General features: G+C 41.5%; 21 protein-coding genes. All 21 read right to left on the reverse strand.

Annotated elements, in window-relative coordinates:
- Positions 1–27 precede the first annotated feature (27 nt).
- On the reverse strand, positions 28–930 hold the full coding sequence (gene dprA, locus MHH23_RS13285; protein ID WP_024720349.1) for a DNA-processing protein DprA: 903 nt from the start codon (positions 928–930) through the stop codon (positions 28–30).
- A gap of 63 nt (positions 931–993) precedes the next feature.
- Positions 994–1,896 carry a succinate--CoA ligase subunit alpha gene (gene sucD / locus MHH23_RS13290; protein ID WP_072367269.1) on the reverse strand — a complete coding sequence of 301 codons (903 nt, stop codon included), beginning with the start codon at positions 1,894–1,896 and terminating at the stop codon, positions 994–996.
- A 22-nt stretch (positions 1,897–1,918) separates the two neighbouring features.
- Positions 1,919–3,079, reverse strand: a complete 1,161-nt coding sequence (gene sucC, locus MHH23_RS13295; protein ID WP_008344824.1) for an ADP-forming succinate--CoA ligase subunit beta — start codon at positions 3,077–3,079, stop codon at positions 1,919–1,921.
- A 176-nt stretch (positions 3,080–3,255) separates the two neighbouring features.
- On the reverse strand, positions 3,256–3,531 hold the full coding sequence (locus MHH23_RS13300; RefSeq protein WP_008344827.1) for a FlhB-like flagellar biosynthesis protein: 276 nt from the start codon (positions 3,529–3,531) through the stop codon (positions 3,256–3,258).
- Positions 3,528–5,261 carry a glycosyltransferase gene (locus MHH23_RS13305; protein ID WP_340959646.1) on the reverse strand — a complete coding sequence of 578 codons (1,734 nt, stop codon included), beginning with the start codon at positions 5,259–5,261 and terminating at the stop codon, positions 3,528–3,530. The genes MHH23_RS13300 and MHH23_RS13305 overlap by 4 nt, the downstream gene beginning before the upstream one ends.
- Before the next feature lie 28 nt (positions 5,262–5,289).
- Positions 5,290–6,054, reverse strand: a complete 765-nt coding sequence (locus tag MHH23_RS13310) for a ribonuclease HII (RefSeq protein WP_340959648.1) — start codon at positions 6,052–6,054, stop codon at positions 5,290–5,292.
- Positions 6,055–6,130: 76 nt separating this feature from the next.
- A complete protein-coding gene (gene ylqF / locus MHH23_RS13315; RefSeq protein ID WP_007499632.1) occupies positions 6,131–6,979 on the reverse strand; it encodes a ribosome biogenesis GTPase YlqF in 849 nt (282 codons plus the stop codon).
- Between the two features lie 90 nt (positions 6,980–7,069).
- On the reverse strand, positions 7,070–7,417 hold the full coding sequence (rplS, locus tag MHH23_RS13320) for a 50S ribosomal protein L19 (RefSeq protein ID WP_008344834.1): 348 nt from the start codon (positions 7,415–7,417) through the stop codon (positions 7,070–7,072).
- Between the two features lie 137 nt (positions 7,418–7,554).
- Entirely contained in the window at positions 7,555–8,289 is a 735-nt protein-coding gene (gene trmD / locus MHH23_RS13325; RefSeq protein ID WP_007499635.1) for a tRNA (guanosine(37)-N1)-methyltransferase TrmD, read from the reverse strand.
- Positions 8,286–8,810 (reverse strand): ribosome maturation factor RimM, encoded by a 525-nt coding sequence (gene rimM, locus MHH23_RS13330; protein WP_008344836.1) that lies wholly within the window; start codon positions 8,808–8,810, stop codon positions 8,286–8,288. The genes trmD and rimM overlap by 4 nt, the downstream gene beginning before the upstream one ends.
- Positions 8,811–8,819: 9 nt before the next feature.
- The gene (locus MHH23_RS13335) at positions 8,820–9,206 is read right to left on the reverse strand and encodes a YlqD family protein (RefSeq protein WP_008344839.1); all 387 of its coding nucleotides are present in this window, start codon (positions 9,204–9,206) and stop codon (positions 8,820–8,822) included.
- Positions 9,207–9,309: 103 nt separating this feature from the next.
- The gene (locus MHH23_RS13340) at positions 9,310–9,555 is read right to left on the reverse strand and encodes a KH domain-containing protein (protein WP_012009937.1); all 246 of its coding nucleotides are present in this window, start codon (positions 9,553–9,555) and stop codon (positions 9,310–9,312) included.
- Positions 9,555–9,827, reverse strand: coding sequence for a 30S ribosomal protein S16 (rpsP, locus tag MHH23_RS13345; RefSeq protein WP_003212139.1), 273 nt, complete (start codon positions 9,825–9,827; stop codon positions 9,555–9,557). The genes MHH23_RS13340 and rpsP overlap by 1 nt, the downstream gene beginning before the upstream one ends.
- Before the next feature lie 105 nt (positions 9,828–9,932).
- The gene (ffh, locus tag MHH23_RS13350) at positions 9,933–11,276 is read right to left on the reverse strand and encodes a signal recognition particle protein (RefSeq protein WP_008344842.1); all 1,344 of its coding nucleotides are present in this window, start codon (positions 11,274–11,276) and stop codon (positions 9,933–9,935) included.
- A 13-nt stretch (positions 11,277–11,289) separates the two neighbouring features.
- Entirely contained in the window at positions 11,290–11,622 is a 333-nt protein-coding gene (locus MHH23_RS13355) for a putative DNA-binding protein (protein ID WP_008344844.1), read from the reverse strand.
- 142 nt (positions 11,623–11,764) lie between these two features.
- A complete protein-coding gene (gene ftsY / locus MHH23_RS13360; protein ID WP_017359097.1) occupies positions 11,765–12,751 on the reverse strand; it encodes a signal recognition particle-docking protein FtsY in 987 nt (328 codons plus the stop codon).
- Positions 12,752–12,772: 21 nt separating this feature from the next.
- On the reverse strand, positions 12,773–16,333 hold the full coding sequence (smc, locus tag MHH23_RS13365; protein WP_340959651.1) for a chromosome segregation protein SMC: 3,561 nt from the start codon (positions 16,331–16,333) through the stop codon (positions 12,773–12,775).
- Between the two features lie 105 nt (positions 16,334–16,438).
- The gene (gene rnc / locus MHH23_RS13370; RefSeq protein WP_017367233.1) at positions 16,439–17,182 is read right to left on the reverse strand and encodes a ribonuclease III; all 744 of its coding nucleotides are present in this window, start codon (positions 17,180–17,182) and stop codon (positions 16,439–16,441) included.
- 184 nt (positions 17,183–17,366) lie between these two features.
- Entirely contained in the window at positions 17,367–17,600 is a 234-nt protein-coding gene (gene acpP / locus MHH23_RS13375; RefSeq protein WP_003212028.1) for an acyl carrier protein, read from the reverse strand.
- An 81-nt stretch (positions 17,601–17,681) separates the two neighbouring features.
- Positions 17,682–18,425 (reverse strand): 3-oxoacyl-[acyl-carrier-protein] reductase, encoded by a 744-nt coding sequence (gene fabG / locus MHH23_RS13380; RefSeq protein ID WP_008344855.1) that lies wholly within the window; start codon positions 18,423–18,425, stop codon positions 17,682–17,684.
- Positions 18,425–19,369 (reverse strand): ACP S-malonyltransferase, encoded by a 945-nt coding sequence (fabD, locus tag MHH23_RS13385; protein WP_046343522.1) that lies wholly within the window; start codon positions 19,367–19,369, stop codon positions 18,425–18,427. The genes fabG and fabD overlap by 1 nt, the downstream gene beginning before the upstream one ends.
- Between the last annotated feature and the right edge of the window lie 11 nt (positions 19,370–19,380).

The following is a 19,380-nucleotide window of genomic DNA, read 5'->3' on the forward strand; positions in this document are numbered from 1 at the left end:
TCCGATGTCTTTTGTCAAACGATATTTTTATGGGAGTTCAGTATATTGAACACCACTCAAGGAGAATTCCTCTAAAATATCCTTCGTTGAATGAACAAGCTTGGCACCTTGCTGAATCAGTCTAGCTGGACCTATAGAATTAGAATCAAAGATCGATCCTGCAACAGCAAACACTTCTTTTCCTTGCTCTAATGCCTGGTAGGCTGTAATAAGCGAACCGCTCTTTTCTTTGCACTGGACCACGATGGTTCCTCTTGTCAGGGCACTAATTAATCGGTTTCTCATTGGAAAATGCCATTTTTCTGGTTTGATATAAGGCGGATGCTCTGACAACAGTAAATGATGTTCTCCCATATATTGAGCCATTTGCACATGTTCTTTTGGATATACATGTTGAAAGCCGCCAGCTACAACACCAATCGTTTTTCCTTTTTTTCTTATGCACTCTTTGTGTGCAAGTCCATCAATTCCTTTTGCTAAACCACTCACAATCATCCAATCTTCCTCTACAAGTTCTCCAACAAGTTTCTTCACGCACGCTTCTCCATAAGAGGATGGCACTCGTGTACCTACTACACCTAAACTTTTTTCTTCATTTAAATAGGTAACGTTTCCTTTTAGGAATAATACTGGGGGAGGATCATAAATGTGTTTTAGTGAGCTGGGGTATAAAGGTGATGTGATGGGAATCATGTGAATATTTTGCTTTAAATAGGCTTGAACGATGTGTTGAAAAATGGGGAATTCATTTTCTTCAGCTTGTTGTAAGCGGGTAAAGTCGATCTTTTGTAATGATCGATCCTGTTTGAAATGATGTGTTTCTTCATTTATATATAGCTCAGGATCGACTTTCCACCATTTTGTTAACAAAGAGGGTGAGATGAGGCCTTTTAAGCGGTGAAAAATCATTCTTTCGGACACGTTGTACATACCATTCCTCCAGTTTAAGATAGAAAGAAGAAGACTTGTCAAAGAACAAGTCTTCTTGTGTCATTAATGCGTTTTACAAGCTTCGAAGAGATTCTTCTCTTTTAACACTTTAATTAAGGTTTCTCCCATGACAGATGGTGTCTCTGCCACTTCAATTCCACATTCACGCATTGTTTTTACTTTTTCATCAGCAGTTCCTTTACCACCAGAAATAATGGCACCAGCATGTCCCATACGTTTTCCTGGAGGCGCTGTTTTACCGCCAATAAAGCCAACAACCGGCTTGGTCATATTTGCTTTTACCCATTCAGCTGCTTCTTCTTCAGCAGTACCACCGATTTCACCAATCATGATCACAGCATGCGTTTCAGGATCTTCATTGAAGGCTTTTAATACATCAATAAAGTTCGTGCCATTGACAGGGTCTCCGCCAATTCCTACAGCTGTTGATTGACCAACACCAGCCTCTGAAAGCTGATGTACCGCTTCATATGTAAGCGTTCCAGAACGAGACACAACACCAACATGACCTTTTTTATGAATGTAGCCAGGCATGATGCCAATTTTACATTCTTCAGGTGTAATCACGCCAGGACAGTTCGGTCCAACAAGTCTTGTCTTCTTACCTTCCATATAGCGTTTCACTTTAACCATATCCAGAACTGGAATGTGTTCTGTGATACAAATCACTAGATCCACTTCTGCATCAACAGCCTCTAAAATGGCGTCTGCTGCAAATGGAGCTGGTACATAGATAACAGAAGCATCTGCTCCAGTTGTCTGTACTGCTTCAGATACAGTATTAAATACAGGAACTCCCTCTACTTCAGTTCCACCTTTTCCAGGTGTGACACCGCCAACGATATTTGTTCCATACTCAATCATTTGTTTTGTATGGAATAATGCGGTTGAACCGGTAATCCCCTGAACAATTACTCTCGTATTTTTATTAATAAATACACTCATTTAGGTTCCCTGCCTTTCTGCTCTACTTGACTAAAGATACGATCTTTTCTGCCCCGTCAGCCATAGACTCAGCAGAAGTGATATTTAAGCCTGAATCACTCAGGATTTTCTTCCCTAATTCAACGTTTGTTCCTTCAAGACGTACAACGAGTGGTAATGTTAAGCCGACTTGTTTCGTCGCTTCAACAACACCTTCTGCGATGACATCACATTTCATGATGCCGCCAAAAATGTTCACGAAAATCCCTTTGACATTTTGATCAGATAAGATGATTTTAAATGCTTCCGTTACTTTTTCAGCAGTTGCACCGCCGCCAACATCAAGGAAGTTTGCAGGGTCCCCGCCGTAATGCTTGATGATATCCATTGTAGACATCGCAAGGCCTGCTCCATTCACCATACAGCCAATATTCCCATCTAGAGAAATGTAGCTTAGGTCATATTTAGATGCTTCAATCTCTTTTGGATCTTCTTCATCAAGGTCACGGTATTCTAATATATCTTTTTGTCTATATAAGGCATTGCTATCAAAGTTTAATTTTGCATCAAGTGCCATGACTTTTCCATCACCTGTTACAACAAGAGGATTTATCTCGGCAATTGAACAATCCTTTTCAATAAACGCATTGTAAAGGCTTGTCATAAACTTAACAGCTTGACCAACTAATTTTGTTGGAATATTAATTTTAAACGCAACTTCTCTCGCCTGATAGGCTTGGAGACCAATCGCTGGGTCGATGACCACTTTCACGATTTTTTCTGGCGTTTTTTCTGCTACTTCTTCAATTTCAGTACCGCCTTCTTCAGAAGCCATCAAAACAATTCTTGATGTCGCTCTATCCAAAACGAGTCCTACATAGTACTCTTTTTGAATATCGCAGCCTTCTTCAATAAGTAAGCGTTTTATTTCGCGCCCTTCAGGCCCTGTTTGATGTGTGACAAGTGTCTTGCCGAGCAATTCCTCTGCAAACCCTTTCACTTCATCTTTTGTTTTTGCAATTTTTACCCCACCTGCTTTACCACGGCCGCCTGCATGAATCTGTGCTTTTACGACATATACAGAGCTTCCTAGCTCTTCTGATGCTTTCACTGCTTCATCAGGTGTAAATGCTACTTTACCATTTGGAACTGAAACCCCATATTTTCTTAGGATTTCTTTTCCTTGGTACTCATGGATATTCATTTCCCATCCTCCCAACATATGTAGAAACAAAAATTATAAAATAGACTGCGCTTTCATTTTAAAGAATAAAAAAGAGAATGTCTAGGGTTCTATGTAAAATCGTAAAATCCTTCTAAACATTCAAACTTTTATTTTATTAAAAATATAAATTTTTCAGTCAAAACACTTATTTTACCTTATTTTTTCATTTTTTGATCCAATCGATAGATAAATGAAAATATTTCTGCTACAGTATCGTATAACGCTTCTGGGATTTCCTCATCGAGCGTTAAGTGGCGCATCAGTTCTACTAAATTACGGTCTTCTTGGATAGGGACGCCAGCTTTTTGAGCTTCTTCAATAATATGATCAGCCACATAACCGCTGCCTGTTGCAACGACTTTTGGCGCCTTTTGTTTTTCTTCATCATAGTGTAGAGCGACCGCTCTTCTAAGCGGTTTTGAATCTTTCATACTCGTAAGTCCAGCCCTTTCTCGCTGATTTTATGAAAGTGTTCATCTAGAAAGTCAGACGGATCAATTGGCTCTTCTCTCTTTTTCGCTGTAATCCCCGTTAAACTATACCCTAGGGCATTTAAATTCTCTCGAATAGCTGGAATCATTGGATTAATGGTCCCTTGAAGTTCGTGAGCCGTCTCGACTGTAATTGACATCACTTTTTGCTGAATCGTACAGTCTATTAACGTTTCTTCTAAGTTCTCCATGTTTAAATAAAACATTAAACGGCACTGAGAAATATCAATAGAGCCATCTTTTTTCTTATGCCCTTTTAGAATAAAGGTTAAATCTTGAACACTATGTTTTGAGAAAAGAGGGTAAGAAACCACCATTTGACTAACTGTTTGGTTTTCCTGATGCACTAGTAACTGCCCATTTAATCTATGGAATAATTGATCCATTTCTTTTTTTACGGGTTCCGGAACATCAGCTTGCCTTGCATCATTTAAAACCATCTTTAATTGATGAAGCTCTTGGCTTTTGACATCTTGGCTGCCCTTTTCCAGTAATTTCAGCATCCCAATTTCATCTCGTACACCTATCGCTTTTTTCATCGTCATCAGTAAATCGAGTACATCGGTTTTATTGCTTAATGCTGGTTCAGTCTGCTGAATGACCTTTGCCAATGCGTTCGCCTCTGTTTTTGAAAGAAACGGAAATTCCTTTTGAAGCACGGCTGCCTTTGCGTCAGCCTGTGACCCTGCCTGCTGGACTGCTTGAACCAGTGATGTGAGTTGTTTTACATCAAGCTGCTGCTGTCCGTCTGTGCCTTGCTTTGTGATGCTTGTCAGAATGCGTTCTATTTGCTGAAGCGGGAGCTGTTTTGGACTTAATAATTGCTGCACGCTGTTCTGATTCACTGTATCCACCTGTCGCCCTTGTATAACGGCGGGCTGGCTCTGCTCTGTTTGCTGAGCCGGATTGACATGAGGCTGCACCTGCTGCAAGCTTTCTCCTTGCTTCGTTTGACCTTCTTTTGCTCCTAGAAGCACCGATAAGAGCTTTTCTGCATGAACAGTTGTCTCAGCATTTACAACCGTACGAACGGCCTGTGTAAGAGCCTGTGTGGCTTCTGATTGCTTCGGAAGCTGTGTTAATCGATCTAGCAGTGCTGTCACATCCTGATGAAGTGCAGAGGGGGATTTCATCGCTAATATTGATTGGAGCACTCCTTGTTGAATCGGCAAATCTTTCTTTAAAGCAAAAAGAAGTGCTTGCAGGCCTTTTTTGATATCCGCGCCTTGAAGTTGTTCAATCCATTTTACTGCCGTTTTTAACTCTGCTTCGTTGATGACCGGTTTTTCTTTTAAAAAGGCTGTAGCTGTTAACATTTGTTCAAGTCCATTTTTAAGCGACAGACCTTCTAGTAGTTTAGCTGCGGCATCCTTTAATGTTTTAGGATCTTGGTCAAATTGCTGAACAGGTCTTAATTTACTCAGACTGCCTCCACCTTCTTGTTCTAATTGGAACCAGTAGAAAGAATCGGCTTTTAGCTGAGCCGCTAGCTGCGCTTTGATTTTGGTCGAACCTATTTGAACAAGTGCTGTATCATCCCCAAGCATTTTCAGTACTTTGCCGAGAATGAGCCGGTGAATATTTTCCTTTCCTTCCGTGTTAAGTGGAACAGATTCTGCCGTATTCAGCCGACTATTCAGTGCAGTATGTATATCTTCAACTCTTGTCATCACAGGCAGCCTCCTTGTGTCAAAATATTTATGAAATAACAGATTTCACTGGTGCAAATGATAACCGGTGGATAGGTGTGGCGCCATGTGTTTGAATGGCAGCCAGGTGCTCTTTCGTTCCATACCCTTTATGTTTTTCAAATTGATACTCAGGGTACTGGCGTCCATACTCTTCCATCATTTTGTCCCTTGTCACTTTGGCAATACATGCACCAGCTGCGATGGATGCGCTTTTAGCATCTCCTTTGATGATATTCTCCTGTTGAGTAGGAAGCGGGAGCGTCATCGCATCTATGAGTAGATAATCAGGTGTGTGAGTGAGCTGCTTTACAGCCTTCACCATCGCCAGTCTTGATGCTTCGTATATATTCATTTCGTCAATCGTTGCCGCATCAACAATGCCGATGCCGATGTCGAGTGCTTCCTTTTGAATGAGCTCATAATAGGTCATTCTTTTTTTCTCAGATAGCTGTTTTGAATCATTTAAACCGAGTAGGACGGTATCTTCTTTTAATATCACAGCTGCCGCAACAACTGGGCCAGCCAGTGGTCCTCTTCCTGCTTCATCTATGCCTGCAATACAAGTGTATCCTAGCGCTCTTGCTTTGGTTTCAAATTGCAGCATTTGCTTCCATGCTGCACGTAGTTCTTGCTGTTTTTCTCTCTCTTTGTTCCATTTGTCCATCAGTTTCTGGACACTTTTTCTTGTATCATCTTTCAATAGTTCACGAATGTATGACTCGTCGTCAGCATGTTGTTCTATTAATTCTTTTATTTGTTTGACCGTGTACATTGGCTTTTCCGCAGCCTCCTTCTTTATATCGGCAGTTTTTCGCAAAAAATAAAGACCCGCATGAGCTGCGTGTCTTTTAGCTTTCAGGCTTCTCAAAAGTGAGGGGACCAAATTTTTCCGTTCGAATATCCCGAATAATGATTTCGGTCGTTTTGTCGTAATTAATGAATCCTCCACTCATCAGACAGCCGCGTTTTGTGCCAATGGCATCAAACAGCTCAACTGTATCTTCAGGTATTTCTGCTAAATCATAGCGTTTTTTTAACCGCTCTGGATAGTGCTCTTCTAAAAAGCGGAGCGCATACACAGCGACATCCTGCAAGTTGATGATTGAGTCTTTAATCGCTCCAGTGACGGCCAGCCTAAGACCTACTTGTTCATCTTCAAATTTCGGCCAGAGAATTCCGGGGGTATCGAGCAGTTCAAGTTCTTTTCCGACCTTCACCCATTGTTGTGACGTCGTAATACCAGGTCGATCTCCTGTTTTCGCAATATTTTTCTTTGCCAACCGATTGATCAGCGTTGATTTGCCGACATTGGGAATTCCGATAATCAAAGCTCGAATGGCACGCGGCTTAACACCTTTTGCTTTCATTCGATCGAACTTTTCTTTTAAGATTTCTTTTGATGTCGTAATGATTTGATTTAACCCTTGTCCATCGACAGAATTAATGGCAAGTGACCGTACACCTTGCGCTTCAAAGTGTGCCTGCCACTCTTTTGTCATACGAGGATCTGCTTTATCTGCTTTGTTCAAAAGCATAATTTTCGGTTTGTTTTGGAGGATTTCTTCAATCATTGGGTTTCTAGAGGACATCGGAATTCTTGCATCGGTTAATTCAAATACGATGTCGATGAGCTTTAATTTTTCTGTGACTTCCCGTCTTGCTTTTGCCATATGGCCTGGAAACCATTGAATTGTCATATGTGCACCTTCTCTCTTCTAACGGTTGTCTCTATACATTGTACAAAAAAAGAGCCTGTTACAGGTAACAAGCTCTTTCCTTTGATATCATTATCGTCTGATTTCTTTGATACGAGCCGCTTTACCGCGAAGTTCACGTAGGTAGTAAAGTTTCGCACGACGTACCTTACCGTGACGTACAACTTCGATCTTAGCGATTTTTGGTGTGTGTACAGGGAATGTACGCTCAACGCCTACACCGTAAGAGATCTTACGAACTGTGAAAGTTTCGCTGATTCCACCACCACGACGCTTAATTACAACACCTTCAAAGATCTGGATACGCTCACGAGTACCCTCGACAACTTTCACGTGTACACGTAAAGTGTCACCAGGACGGAACGCAGGAAGATCAGTGCGTAATTGTTCTTTTGTGATTTCTTCAATCAATTGTTGCATCGTTTTCAACTCCTTCCAACAGATGCTCATGTCCTCTTTCTTCATTGCAGCGGAACATCGTTTTCAAACTTGAATCGGCAAGCCGTCCAAGTCACAAGTAGTATCATACCACACCTGTATACCTTGTGCAATACAATCTAGTCATTATGAAGCTGCCAAAGCCATCTTTTTTCTTCATCCGTTAATGTTTTGCAAGAATCGATCAAATCTGGCCGTCTTGTATAGGTTCGCTTCAACGATTCTTTACGCCGCCACTCTTCAATTTTGGCATGATTTCCAGAGAGAAGCACATCTGGTACTTTCAATCCTTTATAATCAGCTGGTCTTGTATAGTGCGGATGCTCAAGCAGACCTGTACTAAATGAATCTTCGATATGAGACGCTTCTTTTCCAAGCACATGAGGCAAAAGCCTGACCACACTGTCTGCAATCATCATCGCCGGCAGCTCTCCGCCTGTGAGAACGAAATCCCCGATTGAGATTTCATCTGTGACAAGATGCTCCCTGATGCGCTCATCGTAGCCTTCATAGTGGCCGCAAATGAACATAAGATGCTCTTCTTTTGCAAGCTCTTCTGCTTTCTTTTGTGTATATCTTTCTCCTTGAGGACAGACAAGAATAATGCGGGGCTTCTTGTTTGCTTTTTTCGTTAAATCTTCTACCGCATCAAATACAGGCTGTGCTTTCAGAACCATGCCAGCACCGCCGCCATACGGATAGTCATCCACTGTTTTATGTTTATGATCGGAATACTCCCTAAAATTCACGACATCAAATGAGACCGCATCTTTTTCCTGAGCTTTTTTTAAGATCGATGAGTGAAGCACTCCTTCAAACATTTCAGGAAACAGTGTTAAAAAGTCAATTTTCATTCGTCAATGAGTCCTTCCATCACTTCAATGTGTACTTTCTTGGATGAAATATCAACTGTTTTGACGACAGATGGAATATAAGGGATGAGGGCATCTTTTTTGCCTTTTCTTCCAACCACCCATACATCATTTGCCCCTGGCGTTAAAACTTCTTTGATTTGACCAATCAGTTTGTCCTCTTCATCATATACTTCACAGCCGATGATTTCGTGGAAATAGAATTCCCCTTCATCTAATGAACCAAGATGTTCTTTTTCTACTTTTAAAATCGACTCTTTTAATTGCTCAGCTTCATTTAATGAACCGACTTCTTCAAATGTCAGTAAATCAAATTGTTTGTGCTGTCTATGTGATGCGACAGTCACTTTTAGCGGTTCTTTTTGATTTTGTTTGAAAATATAAAGGACGCTGCCTTTTTTGTAGCGTTCTTCTGGGAAATCAGTCTTTGACACAACACGTACTTCTCCGCGCACTCCATGTGTATTGACGATCTTTCCGACATTCAACCATTCTAGTTCCATGTTCTATAATCACCCCTGACGTATTTCCACAATGGTGCCGTCTTTCACGACGATGACATTGTCTTGCATTTTGTCATCCCATTTATCACCTATTTTTACTTCAATCAGCGCATCCACTTCTGTTTCTTTCATTTCACTGCCAAGAGGCAAGATATGCAGCTGCTCGACTTGAAAATCAATTTGCCTCATTTTCTCTTGTCTTTTTTCAATGGCTTTTTGAAATTGAGGGATGGCTTCTTGCTGATGTGGTTCTTTTTCATGCTTTTTGAGTTGAAAATATAGTTGATTGCACTCACGTTCTAGTCTTTCTTTTTTCTCCAAAAAAGTCGTTAACAGTTTGTCCTTACTGCTTTCAGTTAATACTTGCATGACGGTGACATGTTGAATGATCTGCATCTTCCTTTTTGTCCCCCTATCCGAAGGCATTTGTCCTCTACAGTATAACGAAAAATAGATTTAAACGTGTAAAAAAAGGGGAGGTCCTAAGCCCTCTCCCTTTTTAGTCAGCAATCTCAAGTTGAACTTTCTTAGAAGACTCTGCACTTGCTGCAAACATGACTGTTCGTATCGCTTTAGCTGTACGTCCCTGCTTTCCGATCACTTTTCCGGTATCTTCAGCATTGACAGACAGTGTGTAAATGACCTGCTCATCTTTTTCTAATGAAGATACGTGAATATCTTCAGGGAAATCAACAAGTGGCTCGACGATGGACACAATCAATTCTTCCAAGGACAGCTCATTCATTATTTGCTGTTTTTCGCATTATGAAATTTTTCAAGAATTCCTTGGCTTGAGAAAAGGTTACGAACTGTATCAGATGGTTTCGCACCATTTTGAAGCCATTTAAGCGCTAATTCTTCGTTGATTTTCACCTCAGCTGGTGATAACACTGGATTGTATGTTCCAACTGTTTCGATGAAACGACCGTCACGTGGTGAACGAGAATCTGCTACAACAATACGATAGAAAGGAGATCTTTTTGATCCCATACGTTTTAAACGAATTTTTACTGCCATTTTACTAGCACCTCCGAAAATATTTCAACAAGATAGTATATTAACAATGATAAAAGGGTTTGTAAAGTGTTTTTTCTTAACAACGGTTTTATCATGTATAACCAATTACATAAATGGTAATTTAAAGCCGCCTTTTTTCTTTCCTTTGGACATATTGGTCATTTGCTTCATCATCTTTTTCATTTCGTCAAATTGTTTTAAAAGGCGATTGACTTCCTGTACAGATGTTCCGCTTCCTTTTGCAATCCGTTTTCTTCGGCTTGCATTGATGACCTCTGGCTGTTCTTTTTCTTCGGTCGTCATTGATTTAATGATCGCTTCGATGTGATTGAGCTGCTTTTCGTCTACTTGGACGTTTTTGAGCCCTTTCATTTTACCGGCTCCCGGCATCATTTGGATCAGTTCATCAAGTGGACCCATGTTGCGAACCTGCCCAAGCTGCTCGAGGAAATCATCGAGCGTGAAGCTCATTGTCCGCATTTTTTGTTCAAGCTCTTTCGCTTTATCTTGGTCAACGTTTGCTTGTGCTTTTTCAATAAGCGTGAGCACATCTCCCATGCCAAGAATTCTCGATGCCATCCGCTCTGGATGGAATGGTTCAATTGCATCAAGCTTTTCACCTAGTGCGGCGAATTTAATCGGCGTATTTGTGACTGCACGAATTGATAGTGCTGCCCCGCCTCGCGTATCACCGTCTAGTTTTGTCAGAACGACACCTGTTAAACCAAGCTGTTCATTAAAGCTTTTTGCGACATTGACAGCATCTTGACCAGTCATCGAGTCAACAACGAGGAAAATCTCTTCTGGATTTGCGACTTCTTTTACTTTCTGAAGTTCATCCATTAAGTCTTCATCAATATGAAGACGTCCTGCTGTATCTAAAATGACATAATCATGATGTTCTTCTTTCGCTTTTTCAATTGCCTGTTTGGCAATTTCGACAGGACTGACTTGATCACCTAATGAGAATACGGGCATATCAAGCTGTTTCCCAAGCGTTTGAAGCTGCTGGATCGCTGCTGGTCTGTAAATATCAGCGGCCACCATCATCGGCTTGCGATTATGTTTTTTGCGAAGTAAGTTGGCAAGCTTTCCAGTTGTGGTCGTTTTACCTGCCCCTTGAAGACCAACCATCATAATGACAGTTGGAGATTTTTTCGCTACAGCGATTTTACTCTCTTCCCCGCCCATTAATTCAGTGAGTTCTTCTTTTACAACTTTAATGACCTGTTGTCCTGGGGTAAGACTTTGCATGACCTCTTGTCCAACTGCCCGCTCGCTTACTTTTTTCACAAAGTCTTTGACTACTTTAAAATTGACGTCAGCTTCAAGAAGGGCAAGGCGTACCTCGCGCATCATTTCTTTTACATCTTGCTCTGACACTTTTCCTTTGCCGCGGATTTTTGAAATCGTCTGCTGCAGTCGGTCGGCTAATCCTTCAAATGCCATACTGTGCCGCCTCCTAATCTAATTTCTCAAGCGATTCAATTAAAGCTTCTGCTTCTTCCTTTTGCGCGGAATCTGCTACAAGCTCTCTCATTTTTGTGAGAAGTTCTTTACGCTCTTTAAATTTCTTAAACAAGAGCAGCTTTTCTTCATATTGTTCAAGCATCGCTTCAGTCCGTTTAATATTATCATAAACAGCCTGTCTTGATACTTCATATTCATCCGCAATTTCACCGAGGGAAAAATCGTCTAGGTAGTAAAGCGACATGTAGCTCTTTTGTTTTGCGGTCAACAACGATTGATAGAAATCAAACAAGTAGTTCATTCTCGTTGTCTTTTCAAGCGTCATGGGCTCTCTCCCCTTTGTTAAGTTCATTCCCTTTACAACAACTAAGTTTACACGGTTCTGATCTATGTGTCAAGTTTTTATCTTGTCACTTCCTGCGGCGATATTTAAATAAAAAAAGCCGGCAGTTTTGCCGGCATTTTGATTAGTCTTCTTGATCAATCATGTCTGAGAATAATCCGTACACATACGATTCAGCATCGAACTCTTGCAGATCGTCTACTTTTTCACCTAATCCGACAAGTTTTACAGGGATGTTGAGCTCATTGCGAATGGCAAGAACAATCCCGCCTTTTGCAGTACCGTCAAGCTTTGTTAAAGCAATACCTGTCACGTTTGTCGCTTTAGAAAATTCCTTCGCTTGCGCCATCGCATTTTGACCCGTTGTCGCATCAAGGGCAAGCAGTACCTCGTGCGGTGCATCGGGCACTTCGCGTTCAATGACTCTCTTGACCTTCTCTAGCTCTTTCATCAAGTTGACTTTGTTTTGCAGTCTGCCTGCTGTATCACAGATCAAGACATCTGCTTTTTTGGCTTTAGCTGATTGAACGGCATCATAGATGACCGCTGCCGGGTCAGAGCCTGCTGTTTGTTTAACGACAGGAACACCAGAGCGCTCGCCCCATACTTCAAGCTGCTCAATCGCCCCCGCACGGAACGTATCACCTGCTGCTAAAATGACGGATTTCCCTTCATTTTTTAGCTTGTTTGCCAGCTTACCAATGGTTGTGGTTTTACCGACACCGTTCACGCCTACGAATAAAATAATGTTTAAACGGCCGTCTTCAATGTTCAGTTCAGAAATTTGTTCCTCACCGCTATTGTAAATCTCCACGAGTTTTTCAGAGATGACTGCTTGTACTTCACTTGGGTCTTGAATGTTTCTTAATTTCACTTCTTTTTTCAGCTCATCAATCAGTTCCATCACAGTCGTGAAACCAACATCCGCACCGATTAACACTTCTTCTAGTTCTTCAAAAAAGTCTTCATCCACTTTACGATAGCGAGAAATGAGTTCATTTACTTTTCCCTGAAATGAATTTCTCGTTTTTTCAAGTCCATCTTTAAACTTTTCTGATACTGAATCGGTTTGCTGCGTAAATTTTTCTTTTAATTTCTTAAAAAAGCTCATGGGTTCAAAAACCTCCTTTAATTACTGGACAAGCTCTTTCGTTTCCTCTAGTTTGACAGATACCAGTTTTGAGACACCTGACTCCTGCATCGTGACACCGTACAGAACATCTGCTTCTTCCATGGTTCCTTTTCGGTGTGTAATCACAATGAACTGTGTTTCTTGGCTGTATTTCTTTAAATACTGGGCAAAGCGGAACACATTCGCTTCATCAAGTGCCGCTTCTACCTCATCTAGCACACAGAATGGAACTGGTCTCACTTTTAAGATCGAGAATAATAAAGCGATGGCTGTTAATGCTCTTTCTCCGCCTGAAAGCAGGCTTAGATTTTGCAGCTTTTTCCCCGGCGGCTGCGCCACAATATCGACACCTGAGTTTAGTAAATCGTTTGGATCTGTCAACTTAAGGTCTGCTCTTCCTCCGCCAAATAATGCTTGGAAAACAGATTCAAAATGCCCGCGGATTTGAGAGAATGTCTCAGAGAAACGTTTCGTCATCTCCTGATCCATTTCTTCAATGACTTGGAATAACGTATTTTTCGCTTCTGTCAGATCATTGCGCTGTTCAGTTAAGAAGAGAAAACGTTCATTCACACGTTCATACTCGTCAATGCTGCCTAAGTTCACTGTTCCAAGCTCTTCAATGGCTAGTTTGATCAATTTCACGCGTTTTCTTGCTTCATCCGGTGATAGCGTCAGATGATACATTTTTTTTGCTCCTTCAAACGAAAGGGCATACTCTTCGTTTAAATAGGCGATGAGGTTATCAAGTTCAACTTCCATGCGGCCAAGCTTGATTTCTTCATCTTTTAAGCTTGTCGTGAGCTGTTTATACAGGCGTTTTTGCTCTTTCAGTTCTCGTTCAGCGAATTCTAATGTTTCAGAAAGAGCCAGGCGCTGTTTGCGTCGCTCTGAGATAAGCGCTGTCGTTTTGTTTTTATGTTCCAGTTTCTCTTTTGCCGCTTCTTCCAGTTGTTCGGCGCCGCTTGAGCTGGATGACATTTCACTTGTTAAGAGGGACAAATCTTCTTTTGTTTCTGTCAGCGTCTTTTCAGCCTCTTCTAATTCAGCCGTTAAGCTCGACAGTTTTTCTTGTTCATTTGCTAAAGACTGCTCTTTTTTGGCAAGCGAGATTTTCAGCTCTGTTAATTCGGAAGAAATGGTTTCTTTCGTTGAGCTTTGGGTCTGCTTCCGTTTTGTTAACGTGTTGATCTCTTCGTCAAGAGAGGTCAGTTTCTCACCTATAGATGTTTCAAGGGCTGCCTGCTCTTTATCCTTGCTCGCAAGTTCGCTAGAGCGCTGCTGCAACTCTTCTTTTTCTTGATCATAGAGCTCTAGATGAGCGTTAATATTTTTTTCAGCTACTTGCAGTTCATATAATGTCCCTTTTAACTCTTGCTGCTTTTCTCGAAGCATTTCGCCGCGCTGACGCAATTCATTTAATTGGACTTCGCTTTCGGCAATCGATTGCTTCGTTTCTTTTGTTTCTTTTTCAAGGATCGTTGTTTTTTCTTCCATTTCAACGAGCTGCTTTGTTAATGTTTCAATCTCTCGGTTTCTGGACAGGAGGGAATTGTTCTTTTTCTTTACGCCTCCCCCAGTCATTGAACCGCCTGGGTTCACCACGTCCCCATCAAGGGTCACGATACGATAACGATGTCCTAGCATTTTCGCTAGCTCGTTGGCACCTTTTAAGTCTTGAACAATCAGGACCGTTCCAAGCAAATTCCGAATGACTTTTTCATACTTTTCGTCAAAGGAAACGAGCTGACTCGCCACGCCGATAAATGCGTCATGCTGCTCAGCTGTTTGAATATCTCTGAACTGAATGGTTCGTTCTTTGATGACGTTCATCGGCAGGAAGGTCGCACGCCCAAAGGAATGCTGCTTTAAGTATCCAATGGCCTGTCTGGCAGCCGCTTCATTTTCAGTAACGACATGCTGCGTGGCTGCGCCAAGTGCAATTTCAATCGCTGTTTCATGTTGCTGCTCTGTTTGAATCAGCTCTGCAATCGCCCCGTGAATACCGCCTAACCGGTCCTTTGCCTTTAAAACCTCTTTCACTCCTTGGAAAAATCCTGAGAAGTCTTCCTGCATGGATTCAAGCATTTCTTTTTTAGATTTTGCCTGCTGTACATATTGATAGGCTTGGTAAAGTGCCGTTTCTTTTTTCTCGTATTGACGTTTCATCTGCTCTAGCTTTTGTTCCGCTTCTCTAAAGCGTTTCACCTGAGCCAAAATGTCTTCTTCTCGTTCTGAAAGTTGCTTCTCGGCTTCTGTTTTCTTTTCTTTCACAGATACCCGTTCTTCGATATGTTTCTGATTATTTTGCGTTAACCGCTCTAGCTGCAAGGCTGCTTGGCGCTGCTGTTCTTCTAGTAATTTACGTTCGTTTCGGATAGAAGCTTGCTCGTTTAATAGGTCAAAATAATCGCTTTTTAGTTGTTCAATTTGCCCTTCCACATCTTCACTATGAAGAGACAGCTGATGCTGTTTTGTTTTCACTTCATCTTTTAGCTGCTGCACTTCTGTTTGCAGGCTGTCACGTGTGACTTTCTGCTGTTCAATCTTTTCCGTTAACAACGCCTGTTTTTCGGTTAAACGCACGAGCGTATCTTCTAGCTGACCTTGGTTAGCGGCCGCATTTTTTTTCCGTTCTTTTAGAACTTCTTTTTTCCCTTCAAGCTTTTCTAGTTCTTCACTTGTGAAAAGGAGGACTTCTTGAAGGTCATGAATCGAATCGTCAAGTGCCTGAATACGGTCTCTCGATTCTTCGATTTTGGCTTCCTTCGCTTGAATGTCTGTGGACTGCTTCATTTCATCTTGTTTGAACCGCTCGACAGCTTCACCAAGTGTTGTCCATTTTTTGTGCAGTGCTTCAATATCATGGACGGTGAGAGCAATTTCTACATTTTCAAGTTCTTCTTTCTTTTGCAGATAGTCTTTTGCAATAGATGCCTGCATTCTTAGTGGTTCTACTTGATCTTCTAGTTCATGCAGAATATCTTCTACCCGGTTTAAGTTGTCCTGCGTTTCAAACAGTTTATTCTCGGCTTTTTTCTTTCTTGTTTTATATTTCAGGACACCAGCTGCTTCTTCAAAGATGCTTCGTCTTTCTTCAGCTTTACTCGATAGAATCTCTTCTACCTTACCTTGGCTGATGATCGAAAAAGCTTCTTTTCCAAGACCTGAATCCATGAAAAGATCAATAATATCCTTTAAGCGGACAGATTGATTGTTAATGAGAAATTCACTTTCTCCAGAACGATAGACTCTTCTTGTCACACTGACTTCGTGAAAATCGATCGGCAAAAAGTGATCTTCGTTATCGAGCGTTAATGTCACTTCTGCTAAGTTGACTCGTTTTCTTGAGTCACTTCCTGCAAAAATGATGTCTTCCATTTTTCCTCCGCGGAGGCTTTTTGCTGATTGCTCTCCAAGTACCCAGCGGATCGCATCAGTAATATTACTTTTGCCGCTTCCGTTTGGTCCAACAACAGCTGTAACTCCTTTGACAAAGTCTACAGTCACCCGCTGTGCGAAAGATTTGAATCCTATCACGTCTAAACGTTTGAGGAACATGAGAGTGATCCTCCTTATGTATTTAAAGTACTATTATCTTACCATATGAACTGAAAAAAGATGATGGAAAACAGAGTGAAATCCCCCTGAATCACGAGGGGGATTTTATTGGTTCATATGATGTTTCTGTAATTTAGCAAGTGCTTCCTGTGCAGCATGCTGTTCCGCTTCTTTTTTTGAACGGCCATTTCCAATTCCGAGCACTTCTCCTCTAAGGGATACATTGGCTTCAAATTCCCGGTTATGTGCTGGGCCTTTTTCATGCAGGATTCGGTATTCAAGTACACCTTTTCCATCTCGCTGAACAAATTCTTGAAGCTGGCTTTTAAAGTCCATAACATGTGAGAATGCCCCGTCATTAATTTTCGGGTACACATAGGCTTCTAGGAATCGTTCAACAGGCTCAAGTCCTTGATCTAAATAAAGCGCTCCGATAAACGCCTCAAATACGTCTGCTAAGAGTGCCGGACGCTTTCTGCCGCCTGTCATTTCTTCCCCTTTTCCTAAAAGAACAAGGTCTCCGAAGGACAGCTCATGTGCTAATGACACAAGTGATGGCTCACATACGATCGCCGCTCTCAATTTTGTTAAATCTCCCTCGCTCATGGCTGGATACTTTGCAAATAAGAACTGTGAGATCGTCAATTCTAAAACAGCGTCCCCTAAAAATTCAAGTCTTTCATTATCCTCATAAGGTTTTTTCCGATGCTCATTCACATAAGAGGAATGTGTAAAGGCTTGATAGAGTAGTTTTTCATTTTTAAAGTGTACAGAAATGCGCTGCTGAAATTCTCTGAATTGCTCTAGTTTTTTGCTCTGTTTCTGTTTGTCTTTATAGTGTTTTGGCATAGCAACCTCCAGGTAGGCGTCATCGCCTTTAAGGATACTGATTATATGGAGTCTCTCTTTCTACATGCAAGGAAACCGTGCTCCTTAGCATCTGAAAAAGGCTGACAATTGATCAGCTGAATATGTTGAAACTAACATAAATTTTCAAAGTCCCGCCATGAAAATAGACGGGACTTTGTTACGCTTATTGCTGGCTATTTATGTAGTTCACAGCGTCACCGACTGTTGCAATTTTTTCAGCATCTTCGTCAGAAATTTCCATATCGAACTCATCTTCAAGTTCCATAACTAGCTCAACTACATCAAGGGAATCAGCGCCTAAATCTTCTTTAAATGAAGCTTCCATTTTCACGTCAGCCTCATCAACGCCAAGGCGGTCTACAATAATTTTTGATACACGCTCTAATACGTCTGCCATTGCCTTTCACCTCCCCTCAAAGTATTATAGTTGATTCGTTTTTAAAAAACTAGAGAAAACGTAACGAAATTTTGATATTTCTTAGGACATAACCATTCCGCCATCCACTTGGATGGTTTGGCCTGTAATATAACCTGCTCCTTCTGAAGCTAAAAAGACAACAACGTTGCTTATATCTTCAGGCGCACCAAAGCGTGCGAGCGGGATTTGCTTCAGCATTTCTGTTTGAACATTCTCATCAAGCTTGTCAGTCATATCAGTAGAAATAAAGCCTGGTGCTACGGCATTGACTGTAATATGACGGCTGGCCAGCTCTTTCGCTGTTGTTTTCGTTAAACCGATCACACCAGCTTTTGCTGCAACGTAGTTTGCTTGTCCAGGGTTTCCGCAAACGCCGACAACAGATGCTACATTGATGATTCTTCCGCTGCGCTGTTTCATCATTTGACGTGTCACAGCTTTTGTACAGTTGAAGACACCTTTTAAGTTTATGTTAATGACATCATCCCATTCATTTTCTTTCATTCTCATGAGCAGGTTGTCCTTTGTAATTCCAGCATTATTCACAAGAATGTCGATTGAACCAAATGTATCAACGGCTTGTTTCATTAATGCCTGTACTTCTTCTGCATTTGACACATCCGCTTTGACAGCAAAAGCCTGCTGGCCAAGTGCTTTGATCTCATCTACGACTTCATTTGCTTTTGCTTCGTTGCCTGAATAGTTCACCACAACATTGGCACCTTTTTTCGCCAAATCGATCGCAATCGAACGACCAATACCGCGAGATGCACCTGTGACAACGGCTGTTTTATTTGTAAGCATCAAGAATCCCCCTTGAGTGTTTGAATGGCTGCTTCAATTGTTTCTTGATCTGATACGGAAATGGTCGTCAGGCGGCGATTGACTTTTTTCACAAGACCTGAGAGCACTTTACCAGGACCAATTTCAATAAATGTTGTCACACCTAAGTCAATCAGGCGTTCTACACTTTCTTCAAATCGAACAGGAGAATACAATTGTTCAATCAGCTTCGTTTCAATTTCATTACGTGATGTCACGATGTCTGCTGTTACGTTTGAAATGACTGGCGTCGCGGCATCAGAAATGTCTAATTTAGATAATACATCTGTGAATTTTTCAGCTGCTGGTTTCATTAATGCAGAATGGAAAGGTCCACTCACTTCAAGTGGAATTGCACGTTTTGCGCCCTTTTCTTTCGCTTTCTCTGATGCAAGTTCCACACCTTTTGCTGTACCAGAGATGACGATTTGGCCCGGACAGTTTAAGTTCGCAAGTTCTACAAGATGACCGCTTTCTGTCACTTCTTTTGTCACTTCTACAAGCGCCGCTTGGTCTAAGCCAAGAATCGCCGCCATTGCGCCTTCTCCTGCTGGAACGGCTTCATTCATTAATTCGCCGCGCTTTCTCACTGCGAAAACGGCATCTTTAAACGAAAGAGCTCCCGCTGCAACAAGGGCTGTATATTCACCCAGGCTGTGCCCTGCTGCATAATCTGCTTTGATTCCGCTCTCTTCAAATTTCTTTAAGATCGCGATGCTTGTCGTTAAAAGAGCTGGCTGTGCATTATATGTCAGCGTCAGTTCTTCTGCATCTCCTTCAAAAATCATTGAAGATAAATCAAAACCAAGGGTCTGATCTGCTTCTTCAAACACAGCTTTAGATGCTGCTTCTTGGTCAAATAAATCTTTTCCCATGCCAATTTTTTGAGAGCCTTGGCCTGGGAATAAAAAAGCAATTTTACTCATGCTGCTCTACC

This window comes from Bacillus sp. FSL K6-3458, from assembly GCF_038005045.1.
Classification (GTDB): Bacteria; Bacillota; Bacilli; order Bacillales; family Bacillaceae; genus Bacillus; species Bacillus altitudinis.